The sequence below is a fragment of the Mycolicibacterium vinylchloridicum genome, from assembly GCF_013404075.1.
Classification (GTDB): Bacteria; Actinomycetota; Actinomycetes; order Mycobacteriales; family Mycobacteriaceae; genus Mycobacterium; species Mycobacterium vinylchloridicum.
Genome location: NZ_JACBJQ010000002.1, coordinates 347,571 through 362,453 on the forward strand (window position 1 = coordinate 347,571; position 14,883 = coordinate 362,453).

A 14,883-nucleotide genomic window follows, 5' to 3' on the forward strand; every position below is an offset into this window, starting at 1 on the left:
CCAGGCCCGTCAGATACCGGCACACCTGACGTAATTCCCTTTTGCCGCGATGTAGCCGTTGGTGATCGTGCCCGCCCGGGCGCTGTAGTTGATGCACGGGCAACCGGCGTATGGGCTGATGTTCGGGGCATACACCCAGGCGGTGCCCAGCCTGAAAACGGCGACATAAGTCGCGTCGCCCTCGCGCTTGCCCCAGGTCCAAGTGCTGTTCAGATCGTAGGTGAGTTGGGCGGGTGGTGGAGCAGTCACCGCGCCTGCACCGGCTGCCCTCTCAGGCCCGTCAAGACCGGCACACCTGACGTAATTCCCTTTCGCCACGATGTAGCCGTTGGTGATCGTGCCCGCGGGGGCGTTGTAGTTGATGCACGGGCAACCGGCGTATGGGCTGATGTTCGGGGCATACACCCAGCCTCTGCCCAGCTTGAAAATGGCGGTATGCCTGGTCGGGTTGTCGCAGGGGAATCCCCACGTCCACGTGCTGTTCAGGTTGTAGTTCAGCTGGGCGGGTGCCGGACTCATCATGTTCTCCTCGGTGAGGCCAACCGTCACAGAAGGCGGTGTAGGCGCGCCAAAAAGCAATAACTGGTTCAGATGAGCATTGGAGCACGGCGCAACGAACCCGGCCTGGGTAGTCGCCTACTTAAGTTGCGTGCCGAGCGTGACTCTGGAGTCACGCCCGGCGCGGGGGAGGGTCGGTTACTTATCTGAGGGGTTGAGGAAGCGGAAGGCCGTACCCGCGGCCACCGCCGCGAGGAGCTGTACGACCAGGTAGACGAACACGACTGGGCCGGTGAACATCCCGAGGCACAGACCGGCGATCCCGACCGCGGGGTTGAACACCCCGCCGGAGAGGGCGCCGACCGCGACGGCCCCGGCGGCCACGGTGAAGCCGATGGCCAGGCCGTAGAACGAATTGTCGGGGTGGTCCTTGCTGGTGGCGACGTTCAACACCACGTAGCAGAGCACGAAGGTGAACACCAGCTCGGCGACGGCGGCCACCACCATGGCGTGTCCGGACAAGGCCAGCGGATGCGCAGGCCCGGCAGGCATCACGCCGGTAACGGCTGCGGCGGCGACGATCCCGCCGACGATCTGGGAAGCGACGTAGCCGAGCGCCTCGCGGGCGGTGATCCGGCCACGCACCAGGACAGCGAGCGTGACGGCCGGGTTGTAGTGCGCGCCGGAGATGTGCCCGCCGGCGTAGATCATCGCCATCAGCGCGGCGCCGATGGCGACCGGTGCGAGCGGGGAGCCGCCCAGCGAGCTGGCTCCGACGGTGAACACCAGGACGAACGTCCCGACGGCTTCGGTGACGTACTTGGCGCGGTGAGTGAGGTGGGTGATTGCGGGGGTGCGAAGTGTGGTTGTCATGACGATCAGCCTGGTTCGCGGCACCGGCGCCCGGGAGCGCCCGAACGTGCTATCCGCCGGATGAATCGCTGTCGTACGAATGGATGACAGGGCGTTATTCGAGCAGCTGATTCCGCATCGCGTAGGCCACGGCGGCGCCGCGGTCGGACACCCCGAGCTTCTCGTAGAGCCGCCGGATATGGGTCTTGATCGTGGTCTGGGCGAGGAACAGATCCTTGGCCATGTCCGGTACCGACTTGCCGTCGGCGATCAATCGCAGGATCTCGCGCTCCCGCTCACTGAGCACGGGACCCTGGTACTGGGCCTGCCGGTGCACCTGGGTCGCCAGGCTGGTGACGAGTTCCGGCGGCAGCACCTTCTCGCCGCGGGCGCAGGCCGCGACCGCGGCCACGATCTCGTCGCGGTCGGACTCCTTGGACAGATAACCGGCGGCGCCGTCCTGGATCGCGCGGTAGACGACCGGGCCGTCGGTGGTCGCCGACAGCAGCAGCACCCGGGTGGGCAGACCGTCTCGCGTGACCGCATGGGCGACGGCGATGCCGTCGAGGCCGGGCATCTTGTAGTCCAGCAGCGCGACGTCGGGCTGGTGCTGCTGGATCGCGGCGAGTGCGGCCTGCCCGTCACCGACCGCCTCGACGACCTCGGTGCGGCCGCTGTTGTTCAGCGCGCGCACGATGCCCTCGCGATAGACCGGGTGGTCGTCGCCGACCACCACCCGAATGCGTCGCTCTGAACTGCTCACCGCACCTCCTGGTGATCGCGTAGCGGCAACCGCACCCGCACCCAGGTGCCGCGCTCGACGGGCCGGAATTCCCAAGTGCCCCGCAGGGACTCGACACGGGAGCGCTGCGAGGCAAGCCCGATGTGCCCCTCGGCGACGCGCCTCGACACCACCGACGGATCGATGCCGACGCCGTCGTCGCGAACCTCGAGTGTCACCGTGTGGCCGTCGTCGCGCAACGTCAGCCACACCCGGTCGGCGTTCGCGTGGCGGGCCACGTTGGTGAGCAGCTCGCGGGTGACGCCGTAGACCATCGCGTCCTCGGCGTGGGGGTGCGGATAGTCGATCGAGCAGTCGACGACGACGCCGGTCCGCTCGGCCAGCGCGTCGAGCAGACCGCGGACGGCGTGTTCCAGCCCGCCCTCTTCGAGCACCGAGGGATGCAACTCGCGGGTGGTCTGCCGTAGTTCCCGCGCGACGTCGGTGAGCAGCTCGCTGGCCCGCGCCACCCCGGACAGGTCGGGGTTCGGGCGGATCGCGTCGCGCAGATCCTGGCGGGCGGCCAGCAGGGTCTGCAGCGGGCCGTCGTGCAGGGCTTCGGCGACCCGCCGGCGTTCGCGCTCCTCAGCGGTCATGACGTCGTTCAGCAGCATCGCCCGGCTTGCGGTCAGCTCGGCGATGCTGGCCAGCCGGCGCTGCTGCACTCGCGACACCGTGTACGAGCACAGGCACAGCAGCGCGAGCATGACGAGAAGCGCGGCGATCTCCGGTGCCGACATCTGCCGGCGGAACAGCGGATCGGCCAGCACGGCGATCGCCGCGCCGACGATCGCGGCGACCGACATGATCGCGGCGCGTTGCCCGGCCTGGGTGGCGATGAAGAACGGCAGGAACGCGAGCAGCCCCAGCATCAGATAGCTGCCGGGGGAGAGCAACTGCAGCACACAGATCGCCGCGATGTCGATCGGCATCATCGGTTCCAGCGCGCGCAGCCGGGCGGTGCGCGGATGCTGCTGCAGCCGGACCCAAGCCGCCAGCACGGCCAGCACCGCATAGCCGGTGACCAACGACAGCTGCGCGGGCCACGACGACCGCGGGGTCGAGGAGACGACGACCAGCACCATGACGGCCACCAGCAGCAGCCGCAGGATCGCCCGCAACCGCTGCGCCTGGCTCTCGAACTTGAAGAAGATCGCGCGGACAGCCTCGCTGGTCCCGACGTCGGCGGGCATGGGCGGGACGACCAGGCTCACCCAGAAGCGACCTGGCCGCTTCGGCGGGCTGCCGTGTGCGCGCACACCGGGAGTGTAACCAGCCCGGCGCCGGTGTCGTCCAAACGGACGACACCACCTTCATCCCCCCGTACGTGCTTTTGCGTGACAGACCGCGCGCTGTCCCGCGGCGATAGTTATCGCATGACCGAAAACGGTCTGAAATATCCACTCACACAGGAGAATTCACTATGAAGAACACCGTCGCACGCTATCTGGCGCTGCCGATCCTGTCCGCAGGCATCATCGGCGGAGCACTCGGACTGGCCGGCGCCGCCAGCGCGGCCGAGGTCGCCCCGCAGCCGGGCATTGTCGCCACCCCGCAGGTCCACGCCAAGCCCGCCACTGAGGCCAGCCCCGGTTACTGGTGGCACCGGCACCACCCGTCGCTGCTGGATCCCAAGGCCGCCGCCAACTTCCAGCAACCCGGCGTCTAGTTCGACAACCCATCAGACCGCCCTCCCGGAGAACGGGAGGGCGGTCTTGTGTGCGCTGTGCACTGACACGCGCACGCCGTCACGCCCGGCCGGAGATTCCGGGCGGGCGCTTGGGCGTGTGCAGGCTATGCGTTGGTGGAGCAGTTGACGTCGACGTAGACGGTCTGGGCGCCCTGCTGTTCGGGCGGCAGCGGCTGACCCTGTGCCACGCCGCTGATCAAGCCGTGGATCCCGTTGACGACACACTCGGAGAGCGGCACGTTCGAGAATCCGCCGTTGTGATTGAGTGCGACGTTGTAGCCCTGGCTGCTCAGGCGGTCGACGGTGTCCTGGGCGTTGGAGCCGCCGCCGGGTGCTGCGGCGGCCGTGCCGGCCATGCCCAGCGCGGAGACAGTCAGTGCGCCTGCGACGACCGATCCGAGGATGAAGGAACGGCTGCGGCCGATAGTGTTGTTCATGTGAATTCTCCTGTGTCAGTGTCTCTTTCAGACCGCCTTCGGTCATGAGACAACTATCTGGCGGGTGAGAAAGAACGTCTGCCGACCAAATGCATGACACAGGTGATGAACAACGCGTCGCCCGTTTGGATTACATCAGCGCGCTGACGGATCGGCGGTGGCCTCGATCTTGACGACCAGACCGTCCTGGATCGTCAGCACCACGACGGCGAACAGGCGTCGCTCGCTGAATGCCAGCGCGACGGGCCGCCCGACCGGACCGCTGACCAGCGTGGCACCGGTGAGGTAGCGCAGCAGGTTGGTGCCCACCGCCTTCCGCCCGTGATTGATCTGCGGCGGCGGTGCCGGATCGGCCAGGACCGTGCCCACGCCCCAGACGTCGGGGGCCAGCACCGCGGTCAAGGCTTCGAGATCGCCACCCGCGCAGGCCTCGATGAATCGTTCGGTGACCAGATGATGCTCGGTCTCGTCGACGACGGCGGTGACGGGTGCGGCGGCGTGGATCTTCATGCGTGCGCGTCGGGCCAGTTGACGGCAGGTCGCGGTGGGCCGGCCGACGGTCTCGGCGATCTCGTCGAACGGCACTGCGAAGACGTCGTGGAGCACGAACGCCACCCGCTCGGGGGCGCTGAGCCTGCCGAGAACCTCGAACAGTGCGTCGTGCACCTCGTCGTCGAGGGTGACCCGCTCACTCGGATCCTGCGCCGCGCGGTGGTTGACCGGCGGCCGGCGTTCCAGCAGTTCGGGTTCAGCGGTGCTCACCCGCCGATGCCGGGCCGAGCGAACCTGATCGAGGCACAGTCTGCTGGTGACCACCGTCAACCAGCCGCGGGCGTCGTCGATCTCCGCGCCGGCCGTCGACAGCCGTAGAAAGGCCTCCTGCACAAGGTCTTCCGCATCGCCGATATCGCCGACCATCTGGTAGGCGAGGTTGATCAGATACGGGCGATGGGCCCGCAGCAGGCCATCGATCGAATCGTTCATGTCATCTACGACGAATCGGCATGGAAAAAAGTTACCGCCGCCGCTCGTCACTTTCCAGAAGACCATCCCGTCCTTGTTGGTAATCGACCGAAAGGATTTGAAATGGCCATCGTGATAACCGGAGCGACCGGCAATGTGGGCCGGCCGCTCGTCGACCTATTGGTGAAGGCGGGTGCTCACGTCCGTGCAGTCACAAGGCGCCCGGGAGGACTATCGCCGGGCGCCGAGGAAGTGCCAGATGCGATCGATGCATTGGCGGGGGCGTCGTCGGTGTTCCTCAATTCCCGCGCGCTGGGCCCCGCACTGGCCGACGTGGTGACGGCGGCCCGGCGTCACGGTGTTGCGAAGGTGGTGGCGCTGTCAGCGATCAATGCTGACGATGACGACAGTCGTCAGCCGTCCCGGTATCGGGGCGACCGGAACCGGGAGTGCGAACAACTCGCTGTCGGATCGGGCATGCGGTGGGTCAGCCTGCGTCCGTCGGTGTTCGCCACGAACTTCCCCGGGATGTGGGCGGCGCAGATGCATGCCGGTGACGTTATCGCCGGGCCGTATGCGCAGGCTTCGTCCGCGCCGATCGTGGAATCGGACATCGCCGCTGTCGCCGCGCACGCCCTGCTCACTGACGACCTTGTGGGTCAGCGGGTTCCACTGACCGGACCGCAATCGCTCACCAATGTCGAACTCGTCGCGGTCATCGGGGAGGTGCTGCACCGCCCCCTGCGCTATCAGGAGGTGCCGGTCGAGCTGGTGCGGGAACGCTTCATCGGCAACGGGTTTCCCGAACAGTTTGCCGACTCCTATATCGCGATGCAGGCGGCGACGCTGACGTCGCCTGCCCTGGTGACCCACGACGTAGAGAAGATCCTCGATCGCCCCGCCACGTCATTCGCCCAGTGGGTCAACGAGAACACTCAGCTGTTCACGGCCGAGGGTGCACGATGACCGATCCTCGTCCTCCCCGCTGGCTCAATCCGATGAACCGCTTCATGATGGCCGTGCAGAAACTGGGCCTGCACACCGGACCCGCCTACGTGCTGACCGTTCCCGGCCGCAAGTCCGGCAAGCCGCGGCACGCACCGATGACACCGTTCGAGTACGACGGCGGGCTCTACACCGTGGCCGGCTATCCGGGCTCGGACTGGGCCAGCAATGCCAGGGCCGCCGGCGCCGGAACATTGAGCCGCGGCAGGCGTTCTCGTGCGGTCGCGATCGTGGAGCTGAGTGCCGAGGAATCCAAGCCGGTGCTGCGCGCCTTCCCCGGCTCGGTACCCGTCGGTGTCGCATTCGCCAAACGCTCCGGCCTGGTACGCCACGGCACACCCGATGAATTCGAGGCGCTGGCAGGCAGACTCGCCGTGTTCCGCTTCGACGAACTAGCGCACTAGCCGCCGCAGCAGCACCGATGCGGCGGCGATGCCGAGAACCGCCGACAGGGCCAGCACACCCAGGTCCAGCCATGGATGCGCCGAGGGGATTCCCACCAGCAGTAGCCGCAGGGAATCCACTTCGTAGCTCAGCGGATTCACGCGGGACAGCCAGCGCAGCCATTCGGGCATGACCGATACCGGGTACAGCGCGTTAGACGCGAAGAACAACGGCATCGTGATCGCCTGGCCGATGCCCATCAGGCGGTCGCGGTTGCGCACCATCCCGGCCAGCGCCATCGACAGGCAGGCGAAGAATGCCGACCCGAGCATCACCACACCCATCGCCGCCAGAATGCGTAACGGGTTGTGCGTCATGTGGATACCCATGATGTAGGCCAGCACCAGCACGCCGACCACCTGTGCGACCGAGCGCACGCCGGCGGCGAACGACTTGCCCGTCACCAACGCCGACGCCGGGGACGGCGTCACCATGAGCTTGGCCAGGATGCCGGCGTCGCGATCCCAGACGATCTGGATACCGTAGAAGATCGAGATGAACAGCGCCGACTGCGCGATGATCCCCGGTGCCAGGAACGCAAGGTAGGGAACCGAACCGGTGTCGATGACGTGCAACCGATTGAAGGTGGTGCCAAAGATCAACAGCCACAGGGCCGGCTGCACCATCCGGGTGAGCAGCTCGGTGCGGTCGTGGCGCAGCTTCTGCAGCTCGACCCACGCGAACGTCTCCATCCGGCCGGCCAGGCTGGGCACCCGTCGCCAGCCGCGGGGCGCCCGCACCAGACGAGGTGTGGCGGCGGACTCAACCGGCATCGCGCGCCGCCTTTCTTCCGGCGCGGACCGTGCCAAGACCGTTGTGATCTGCCGCCTCCTCGAGTCCGCTTCCGGCGTAATGCCGAAAGACGTCTTCCAGGCTCGCTTCTGGGCCGACCCTGGTCTTGAGTTCGGTAGGGGTGCCGACCGCCCGCAACCGGCCGCGGTGCATCAGCGCGACCCGGTCGCAGAGCACGTCGGCTTCCTCCATGTAGTGGGTGGTCAGCAGCACCGTCATACCGAACTGCTCTTGCATGCTGGCCACCTGCGACCAGACACTGTCGCGGGCAATGGGATCCAAGCCCACGGTGGGCTCGTCGAGGATCAGCAGCGACGGCTGGTTGACCAGCGCTTGGGCTAGTTCGAGGCGGCGCACCATCCCGCCGGAATAGGTGCTGGCCAGCCGGTCGGCGACGTCGAGCAGTTGCATGGCCTCCAGCGCCTGCTCGACCCGCTGTTTGCGGGCTGAGCGCGGAACGTCGTAAAGCCGGGCGAACCAATCCACGTTCTGTCTGCCGGTCAGGGCCGGTTCGATCGAAAGCTGTTGTGGCACATAGCCGAGGTTGTAACGGATGTCCATGGTGTCGCGCCGCGCATCGAGTCCGAAGATGTGGACCTGCCCGTGCTGGATAGGGGCCAACGTGGTCAACAGCCGCACCACGGTGGTCTTGCCTGCGCCGTTCGGACCCAGCAGGCCAAGGGTTTCCCCGGTATCGACGTGCAGCGTCAGATCGTCGACGGCGGTGAAGTCGCCATAGCGGTGGGTCAGGTTCCGGCAGTCGATCGCGGGCACGCTCATGGCCTCTTCTCCCGCAGCTTGGTGGTGACCTCGCGCAGCACCCGCATCCCGGCGGCCAGCGCCTCGGCGTCATCGTCGGCGAGTTCGTCGAGCGCCTCGGCCAGCGCCGCTCGGCGGGCCGCCCGGGATTCGTCGGCGATCTTCTGCGCGGGTGCGGTGAGTTCGAGGCGGCCCACCCGGCGATCGGCGGGGTCCGGTGTGCGCACTAGCAGTCCGTCGGCCGACAGTTTGGACACCAGCGTGGAGGCGGTGTTGGCGGCCAGCCCGAGTTCGGCGGCTGCCGCACTGACCGAGATGCCCGGCTGCCGGCCGACCAGTCGCAACAGTTCGGCCTGGGACTCGGTCAGCCCGGCGGTGACGAACGAGATCCCGGCGACTCTGCGGACCGTGCGACGGAACCTGCCGACGGTGCCGAACAGTTCGGCGACGAGATCGGTGCGAATGTCCACCCCGCCAGATTAGCTCTGTTGCAGAGCTAAGTCTTCTCGATTCGGTGTTGTCGCACGTCGACCAGTACTCCGGGCCGGGTCACCGCGGTCATGTACGTGCAGAACGGTTGGCGGCGCCGGTCCGTGGGCGAGCCCGGGTTCAACAGCCGCAGCCCGGTCCGCGCGGTGGTGTCCCATGGGATGTGGCTGTGGCCGAACACCAGCACGTCGGTGCCCGGGTACTGCTGGGCCATCCGGGCTTCCCGCCCGGATGCGGCGCCGGTCTCGTGGACGACGGTGAAGAGCAGGCCGTCCAGCGTCACGTCGGCGCGCTCGGGCAGCCGGGCCCGAAGCTCCGGGCCGTCGTTGTTGCCCCAGCACGCGACCAGACGGCTGGCTCGCGCCGACAGTGTGTCGAGCAGGCCGGCATCGACCCAGTCACCGGCGTGGATGACGACGTCGGCGCGCTCGACCTCACGCCATACCGGTTCGGGCAGGTCGCGGGCGCGTTTCGGGATGTGAGTGTCGGCCATCAGCAGCAGACGCATAGGCTGATTATCCCAAGCGCGTTGGTTGAGCGCTGGCGCCGCATATTTCGCCTGATCATCGAGCGTGAGTGCTCAATCGATGGGTATCTCCACCTAGGCTGGGAATGGAGGCGATATGACCATGGACCGCAACGATGTGGAAAAGCGCTGGCACGATCCGGCGGCCTTCCGCGCGGCGGTGATCTATGTGGTTTCCGTGGTCGCGGTCGCCGCAGTGGCATTCGCCGCGACCGTGATCTGGCATTCGCTGATCGCGGGCATCCTGGTGCCGGTCACGTTGTTCCTCGGCGGGATCGGGGCATTCGTTCAGACCTACCGAGTCTGGCGTGCCGAGGGAGTCTGGCCCATCTGGCAGGCTGCCGGCTGGATTCTGCTCGGCTTGTTCTTGTTCTGTCTTGGCGTGCCCGTCGGAGTGTGGTGAGCAGGTCACCCGCCATACTCTTCGGGTGACCGCATCACCTGAACAGCCGTTAACCGGCGTCCGCATCGTCGAGATCTCCAGCTTCGTGGCCGTACCGCTGGCCGGGATGACGCTGGCGCAGCTCGGCGCCGAAGTCATCCGGGTCGACCCGGTCGGCGGTGCCGCGGACTACAAGCGCTGGCCGCTGACCGAAACAGGGACCAGCATCTATTGGGCCGGGCTCAACAAGAGCAAGCGGTCGGTGGCTGCCGACATGCGGTCCGAGGAGGGCCAGCAGCTGGTGGCCCGGCTGATCGCCGATGCCGGCGTTCTGATCACCAATGTTGCTGGGCGGCAGTGGCATTCCTACGACGAGCTGAGTGCTCAGTGCCCTGACCTGATTCACCTGGAGGTGGTCGGTCGCGGGGACGGCTCCACCGGGGTGGACTATACGGTCAACGCGGCCACCGGATTTCCGTTGATCACCGGCTCACCCGCGCAGAGCGGCCCGGTGAACCACGTGCTGCCGGCCTGGGACGTCAGCTGCGGTCTGTATGCGGCGCTGGCGATCCTGGTGGCGCTGCGACGCCGCGACGCCACCGGAGCGGGCAGCCGCATCCGGCTGCCGCTGGACGACGTCGCGCTGGCCACCGCTGCCAATCTCGGTTTCATCACCGAGCCGATGGTCAACGGCACGCAGCGCCCGCGCCTGGGCAACGCCATCTACGGGCAGTACGGTCAGGACTACACCAGCAGCGACGGCGCGACCTTCATGCTGGTGGCGTTGACCAACCGGCACTTCCGCGACCTTGCCGACCTCACCGGAACCACCAAAGCCGTTGCAGCCGTTGCCGAAGCACTGGGCGCCGACTTCAACAACGAGGGCCAGCGCTACGAGCATCGCGCCGTGCTCAGTGGGCTGTTCGCGCCGTGGTTCGCCAGGCACACCGCCGACGAGGTGACCGCCGCGCTGTCGAAGAGCTCGGTGCTGTGGGACCGCTACCTGGATTTCGCCGAAGTCGCGCAGGATCCCCGGGTGACGGCCAACCCGTTGTTCACGATGCTGACCCAACCCAGGATCGGCAGCTACCTGGCACCCGGGCTGCCGATGTCGGTGGACGGCGAACACGTCAGGGCCCAGCCGGCGCCCGCACTCGGCGACGACACCACCGCCGTGTTGACCGAACTCGGCCTCAGTGCCGAGGAGATCGCCGCGCTGGTCGAATCGGGCACTGTCACAACGGGAACCGAGTAGCCATGAGCGTGCTCGCCCGGCTGCTCGACGTCACTCGCGATACCAACGGCGCCTTCGTCGGCGCCGAGAGCGGACCGGCCGAGAAGCGGGCCTACGGCGGACATCTCGCCGCGCAGGCCATGGCTGCGGCCTGCCACACCATCGACAACGGCGCGTCGCCGACGAGTCTGCACGTACAGTTCCTGCGCGGCGGCGACGCCGGTTCGCCGGTGCACTACGACGTCGAACGGGTCTACGACGGCCGCACTGCGGCCTCGCGACGGGTACTTGCGCGGCAAGACAAACGATTACTGACCACCGCCACCGTCTCGTTCTCCATCGCGGCCGACGGGCCCGAACACGCCGCCCACGCGACAACGCAGCACGAACCCGACCAGTTGCCGGCTACCGGACCGATTGGGCCCGCCCCGTCGCTACCACTCGACGAGATCGACATCCGTTACGAGGATGACTGGAGCACAAGCGAATTCGTCCGCCGACTGTGGTGGCGGATCACCGCCCCGTTGGGCGCACAGCAGTGGCTGCAGCAGTGCGCGGCGGTCTATGTCACCGACATCTACGGCATCGACCCGGTGCTACAGGTACACGGCCACACGATGACCGACCGCAGCCACCGCACCGCCACCACCGACTCGTCGATCTGGTTTCACCGCCCGATCGACGCCGGCGAGTGGAACCTGCTGGAATCGCGCTCTCCGGCCGCCGCGCGCGGCCGCGGGCTGGTCGCGCTGAATCTCTACGACGCGCAAAAGGTGCTGACGGCAACTCTCGTTCAGGAGGGTTTGGCGGTCCTGCGTGCGTGAGGCCGTGCACGAAAAGTATCGGCCCGCGGCGCCCTAGTTGGCCGGTCCGCTTCGCCGCGCAGGATGGCCGGTACCGGCCTTGTGGCCTCCCACGTGGGACGAGGCGCTAGATGACGACGTGCCCGGACCGCGCTTGCCCGACGCGGCGCGGGAGCTGCCGGCGTTCTTCGTCTGCGTTGGGTTATCGACCTGCGCCGTACCGCCGGTTGCACCTGATACGTCGGCGGTGCTTGATCCAACTTCTGCGGCAACGACTTTAGTCGACTCTGTGCCGGTGTCCGTCGTCGACTCCGAGGGATCTTTGAGATCGCTGATCGGCGCCGCACCGCGACGTGACTTGCCGAGACCCGACCCACTCGGCTTCGCCTGGTGTCCGCTAGGGGTCTTGCCGGAATCAGTTTCGTCGCCGGCGGCGGTGCGTGCCTTAACCAACGCTGACGCTGCCGCCGCGGCAAACGGGTTCCAGCCGCCGTAGAGGAAGTAGTTCGCTTCTGCCTGAACGAAGCCCGCGAACAGTTGTGCCGTAACGGATATCCAGTGATTCAGGTAGCCGACGTCCAATGTCCCCAGGAAGAGCACACCGCAACTCGTCGGCAGCCAGACGATGGGCCAGATCACGTAGTTGTAGATGATATATGCCTGCCGCGCAAACACATTGACGACCGGAATCGAATTGCCGATACTCGCAAGAGTATTTACGGTGTTCGTAACGACAGGTTCCGCTGCGATCGAGATCTCGTCGATTGCGATCATAGCGTCGGTCCAGCCCGGGATGTAGGCCATCAATTCGACGTCATGGGAAGAAACCCGCAGCGGTGCAGCGACACTCGCTGCGGCCGTCGCCGACAACTCCGATCGGGTTGGGGCCACCGCGTCTGGGAGCGCGGCGACAATCCCGAGCGCGGCGACGCCGACCATCAACGCTGAGCGCAGCGACACTCGGTGTAAGGAGCGGGCGCGACCGGCCACTGAGTTGTCGCGCACCTGACCAATTTCGATCAACATGTTGCCCATCCTTAGCCGAATTGTTTGACTTGTGAGCGCGATTGGAGGCAAGCGCTTCCGATGACCGTAACGAAGTCGCCGCTGAGATGGTGTCGCCCAAACGTACGAAAGCTGCGCGGCCACGTTTTCGGGGAGTCTGTGCGTACCGTGGCCCCTCGGCTCGACGATGGTCGTGGCGCGAACGATTGGTTGATCGACTCTTGCTGTAGTCCGTTCATATGAAAACCGAGACCATCGCAGTGATGTTCTAAGGATTCCCCGAGCCGGTTGCGAAGTGGTCGGATATAAAACACCCAGAGTGGTGACGGAGACCGAAAGGAGTCGGGTCGAGGCATTTCTTGGTCACGGGCTTACCACCTGGACCGCCACATTGGACAACGATCAACCGAAAGGGTCACATGCTGAAGTTTGCCGCGCGTGTATCAATGACAACGCTGTGTGTGCTGACGGCCATTGGTGTTGCTTCCGCCCAACCGGCATCAGCCAAGACGATTGAACTCGGCGGCGTCGACCAGCAAGTGGTCATCAAGTGGTGTAACGCGAAGTTGGGATTGAACGTCTTAGGCGCTGGACAACCAACGAACGCCTTCGATCCCTATTCGTGGCGGTGTGGGCACACGCCGCTGCTCATGGATGGGGGCGGCGTGGATATGAACGCCGTATGCGTCCAGCAGTATGGCGCGCCCGCCGAGGCTTATGTCAGTAATCCAAAGTGGGCTTGGTCGTGGAACTGCCGTCGAGTCGAGGCCGATCCGGCTCCTCAAGCAGCCCCGGCACCGCAGCCGGCCCCCGCACCGCAAGCGGCCCCCGCGCCGCAGGCGTCTGCTCCGATAACGCAGAACACCGGACTGGTCAAGACGAGAACCCAGCGCACAACTGCACCGAATCTGGCCTCGCAGTACAGTCCGACTTCGGGTAGTCCACAGTGGTGGGAGGCCGGAGTCAATGTGGACCTTCAGTGCTCGGTTCATGGCCAGCCGGTCAAGGGGTTCTTCAGCTTCAACATCCCAGGTGGCTTCGACGACCTTTGGTACAGGACTCCCAGTGGCGATTACATCGCCGACGTTGACATCGAGACCGGCACTCTCAGTTCGGTGACGCCTCCGTGCTGACGAGGGCTGCATTCGTCTATGCAGAACGAGATCGGGATCCTCGATCGGCGCCTTCACCGGAACGGATGACCTCGTAGTCAAGTGGCGGGGCGTCGGGCGGCCATGGAAGTCGCGAAGGCGGGTGCCCGAAGCTTGTCGGCCGAACGTATGAATTTCGTGTGCGCGTTCCTATGGAGGCTGCCGGGTCCCGACTTCACCGGCAAGATCGACTCGGGGTACTACGCTTCCGGGCGCACGGGCCTCCCGTGTCGGTGAGGAAGGACGCAACAGCCCGGACCGTCGCGGTGCGGCTGGACGGGTAGGGGTGCGATGGCAGTGCTGCGGCTCGAGGACGGCTCGGTGCTCACGTTGGGGGCGGTCCTGGCCCGAGCAGGCGAGGGCGTGATCTGCGAGGTCCTTGGTCACCCCGAGTGGGTGGTCAAGGTGTTCCACACCGACCTGAAAGATCTTGCCGCCAAGCGTGCCAAAGTCGCCGCGATGACTGCATCGCCTCCTCCCGGGGCGGTGCAGGCAGACGGATTCGTCGTACTGACGTGGCCCCGGCACCTCGTCAGTGGGGACGACGGCACGGTGGGTTACGTCATGGCGCGGATCGACACCACCAACGCGGTGGAAATCCACACGTTGAGCAACCCGGCTGACCGAATGAAGCCCCTTCCCTCAGCACCCCAGTGGACGCCGCACGCCAGTTGGCACCACCTCATCACCGTGGCCGCGAATCTCTGTGTGGCGGTGGAGGCGGTGCATCAAGTCGATGCGGTCATCGGGGACTTTCAAGAACGCAACATCCTGGTCAATGACACCACCCGAGTGACCCTTGTCGACTGTGACTCCATCCAGTTCGCGGATCAGAACGGGCACCAGTACCTGTGTGGAGTCGGGCGTCCCGAATTCACCGCTCCAGAATTGGCCGGAGTGAATCTGTCGACCACCGCGCGGGACAAGCCATCTGATCTCTTCGCCCTCGGCGTGCACATCCACCTTCTTCTGATGGCCGGCAATCACCCGTTCCTGCGTGGGCATTGGACCGGGCCGGGCGATCAGCCCGACGCGCTTGTGCTGGCCCGCTCCGGTCAGTGGGCGGGTGGGC

General features: G+C 66.3%; 19 protein-coding genes. 8 read left to right on the forward strand and 11 right to left on the reverse strand.

Annotated features, from left to right (window positions below; genetic code table 11):
- Window positions 1-9: 9 nt before the first annotated feature.
- The 4 genes from HPC46_RS03540 to HPC46_RS35700 form a co-directional block, all read right to left on the reverse strand.
- Window positions 10-549, reverse strand: coding sequence for a hypothetical protein (locus HPC46_RS03540; RefSeq protein ID WP_179466822.1), 540 nt, complete (start codon window positions 547-549; stop codon window positions 10-12).
- 147 nt (window positions 550-696) lie between these two features.
- Window positions 697-1,371, reverse strand: coding sequence for an MIP/aquaporin family protein (locus HPC46_RS03545; RefSeq protein WP_179466824.1), 675 nt, complete (start codon window positions 1,369-1,371; stop codon window positions 697-699).
- Window positions 1,372-1,465: 94 nt separating this feature from the next.
- Entirely contained in the window at window positions 1,466-2,113 is a 648-nt protein-coding gene (locus HPC46_RS03550) for a response regulator (RefSeq protein ID WP_179466826.1), read from the reverse strand.
- Entirely contained in the window at window positions 2,110-3,390 is a 1,281-nt protein-coding gene (locus HPC46_RS35700) for a sensor histidine kinase (RefSeq protein WP_179466828.1), read from the reverse strand. The genes HPC46_RS03550 and HPC46_RS35700 overlap by 4 nt, the downstream gene beginning before the upstream one ends.
- Window positions 3,391-3,554: 164 nt before the next feature.
- Between HPC46_RS35700 and HPC46_RS03560 the strand changes: the two genes are divergently transcribed.
- A complete protein-coding gene (locus HPC46_RS03560; RefSeq protein ID WP_179466831.1) occupies window positions 3,555-3,800 on the forward strand; it encodes a hypothetical protein in 246 nt (81 codons plus the stop codon).
- A 125-nt stretch (window positions 3,801-3,925) separates the two neighbouring features.
- On the opposite strand, the gene HPC46_RS03565 is transcribed toward HPC46_RS03560, so the two are convergent.
- A complete protein-coding gene (locus HPC46_RS03565) occupies window positions 3,926-4,258 on the reverse strand; it encodes a hypothetical protein (RefSeq protein ID WP_179466833.1) in 333 nt (110 codons plus the stop codon).
- A gap of 135 nt (window positions 4,259-4,393) precedes the next feature.
- On the reverse strand, window positions 4,394-5,308 hold the full coding sequence (sigI, locus tag HPC46_RS03570) for an RNA polymerase sigma factor SigI (RefSeq protein WP_407665460.1): 915 nt from the start codon (window positions 5,306-5,308) through the stop codon (window positions 4,394-4,396).
- Between the two features lie 36 nt (window positions 5,309-5,344).
- On the opposite strand from sigI, the gene HPC46_RS03575 reads away from it, so the two are divergent.
- Complete coding sequence (locus tag HPC46_RS03575) at window positions 5,345-6,187, forward strand: NmrA family NAD(P)-binding protein (RefSeq protein WP_179466837.1); 843 nt, start codon at window positions 5,345-5,347, stop codon at window positions 6,185-6,187.
- Window positions 6,184-6,630 (forward strand): nitroreductase family deazaflavin-dependent oxidoreductase, encoded by a 447-nt coding sequence (locus HPC46_RS03580; protein ID WP_179466839.1) that lies wholly within the window; start codon window positions 6,184-6,186, stop codon window positions 6,628-6,630. Before HPC46_RS03575 ends, HPC46_RS03580 begins: the two co-directional genes overlap by 4 nt.
- On the opposite strand, the gene HPC46_RS03585 is transcribed toward HPC46_RS03580, so the two are convergent.
- The 4 genes from HPC46_RS03585 to HPC46_RS03600 are packed head-to-tail and all read right to left on the reverse strand — an operon-like array spanning window position 6,619 to window position 9,218.
- On the reverse strand, window positions 6,619-7,443 hold the full coding sequence (locus HPC46_RS03585) for an ABC transporter permease (protein ID WP_179466841.1): 825 nt from the start codon (window positions 7,441-7,443) through the stop codon (window positions 6,619-6,621). The genes HPC46_RS03580 and HPC46_RS03585 overlap by 12 nt on opposite strands.
- Window positions 7,433-8,242 (reverse strand): ATP-binding cassette domain-containing protein, encoded by an 810-nt coding sequence (locus HPC46_RS03590; protein WP_179466843.1) that lies wholly within the window; start codon window positions 8,240-8,242, stop codon window positions 7,433-7,435. Before HPC46_RS03590 ends, HPC46_RS03585 begins: the two co-directional genes overlap by 11 nt.
- The gene (locus HPC46_RS03595) at window positions 8,239-8,691 is read right to left on the reverse strand and encodes a MarR family winged helix-turn-helix transcriptional regulator (protein ID WP_179466845.1); all 453 of its coding nucleotides are present in this window, start codon (window positions 8,689-8,691) and stop codon (window positions 8,239-8,241) included. Before HPC46_RS03595 ends, HPC46_RS03590 begins: the two co-directional genes overlap by 4 nt.
- A 26-nt stretch (window positions 8,692-8,717) precedes the next feature.
- A complete protein-coding gene (locus tag HPC46_RS03600; RefSeq protein ID WP_179466847.1) occupies window positions 8,718-9,218 on the reverse strand; it encodes a metallophosphoesterase family protein in 501 nt (166 codons plus the stop codon).
- A 115-nt stretch (window positions 9,219-9,333) separates the two neighbouring features.
- On the opposite strand from HPC46_RS03600, the gene HPC46_RS03605 reads away from it, so the two are divergent.
- From HPC46_RS03605 to HPC46_RS03615, 3 genes are read left to right on the forward strand one after another with little or no spacing between them, the layout of a single operon-like run.
- Window positions 9,334-9,639 carry a hypothetical protein gene (locus HPC46_RS03605; protein ID WP_005142452.1) on the forward strand — a complete coding sequence of 102 codons (306 nt, stop codon included), beginning with the start codon at window positions 9,334-9,336 and terminating at the stop codon, window positions 9,637-9,639.
- 25 nt (window positions 9,640-9,664) lie between these two features.
- Window positions 9,665-10,873 (forward strand): CoA transferase, encoded by a 1,209-nt coding sequence (locus HPC46_RS03610; protein ID WP_179466849.1) that lies wholly within the window; start codon window positions 9,665-9,667, stop codon window positions 10,871-10,873.
- A gap of 2 nt (window positions 10,874-10,875) precedes the next feature.
- Window positions 10,876-11,676 (forward strand): acyl-CoA thioesterase, encoded by an 801-nt coding sequence (locus HPC46_RS03615; protein WP_179466851.1) that lies wholly within the window; start codon window positions 10,876-10,878, stop codon window positions 11,674-11,676.
- 33 nt (window positions 11,677-11,709) lie between these two features.
- Here the strand turns inward: HPC46_RS03615 and HPC46_RS03620 are convergent, their stop codons facing one another.
- Window positions 11,710-12,690, reverse strand: coding sequence for a hypothetical protein (locus HPC46_RS03620; RefSeq protein ID WP_179466853.1), 981 nt, complete (start codon window positions 12,688-12,690; stop codon window positions 11,710-11,712).
- 389 nt (window positions 12,691-13,079) lie between these two features.
- Here HPC46_RS03620 and HPC46_RS03625 point away from each other — a divergent pair, with 389 nt between their 5' ends.
- Together HPC46_RS03625 and HPC46_RS03630 are read left to right on the forward strand one after the other, a co-directional pair.
- On the forward strand, window positions 13,080-13,793 hold the full coding sequence (locus tag HPC46_RS03625; RefSeq protein WP_179466855.1) for a hypothetical protein: 714 nt from the start codon (window positions 13,080-13,082) through the stop codon (window positions 13,791-13,793).
- 309 nt (window positions 13,794-14,102) lie between these two features.
- Window positions 14,103-14,883, forward strand: a 781-nt coding sequence (locus tag HPC46_RS03630) for a protein kinase domain-containing protein (protein WP_407665461.1), incomplete at its 3' end; no start/stop codon positions are given.

Coding starts and splice junctions, on each gene's coding strand:
- HPC46_RS03545 (WP_179466824.1), bottom strand. CDS start 1,371: ATGACAACCACACTTCGCACCCCCGCAATCACCCACCTCACTCACCGC.
- HPC46_RS03560 (WP_179466831.1), top strand. CDS start 3,555: ATGAAGAACACCGTCGCACGCTATCTGGCGCTGCCGATCCTGTCCGCA.
- HPC46_RS03565 (WP_179466833.1), bottom strand. CDS start 4,258: ATGAACAACACTATCGGCCGCAGCCGTTCCTTCATCCTCGGATCGGTC.
- sigI (WP_407665460.1), bottom strand. CDS start 5,308: ATGGTCTTCTGGAAAGTGACGAGCGGCGGCGGTAACTTTTTTCCATGC.
- HPC46_RS03575 (WP_179466837.1), top strand. CDS start 5,345: ATGGCCATCGTGATAACCGGAGCGACCGGCAATGTGGGCCGGCCGCTC.
- HPC46_RS03580 (WP_179466839.1), top strand. CDS start 6,184: ATGACCGATCCTCGTCCTCCCCGCTGGCTCAATCCGATGAACCGCTTC.
- HPC46_RS03585 (WP_179466841.1), bottom strand. CDS start 7,443: ATGCCGGTTGAGTCCGCCGCCACACCTCGTCTGGTGCGGGCGCCCCGC.
- HPC46_RS03590 (WP_179466843.1), bottom strand. CDS start 8,242: ATGAGCGTGCCCGCGATCGACTGCCGGAACCTGACCCACCGCTATGGC.
- HPC46_RS03600 (WP_179466847.1), bottom strand. CDS start 9,218: ATGCGTCTGCTGCTGATGGCCGACACTCACATCCCGAAACGCGCCCGC.
- HPC46_RS03605 (WP_005142452.1), top strand. CDS start 9,334: ATGACCATGGACCGCAACGATGTGGAAAAGCGCTGGCACGATCCGGCG.
- HPC46_RS03615 (WP_179466851.1), top strand. CDS start 10,876: ATGAGCGTGCTCGCCCGGCTGCTCGACGTCACTCGCGATACCAACGGC.
- HPC46_RS03620 (WP_179466853.1), bottom strand. CDS start 12,690: ATGGGCAACATGTTGATCGAAATTGGTCAGGTGCGCGACAACTCAGTG.
- HPC46_RS03625 (WP_179466855.1), top strand. CDS start 13,080: ATGCTGAAGTTTGCCGCGCGTGTATCAATGACAACGCTGTGTGTGCTG.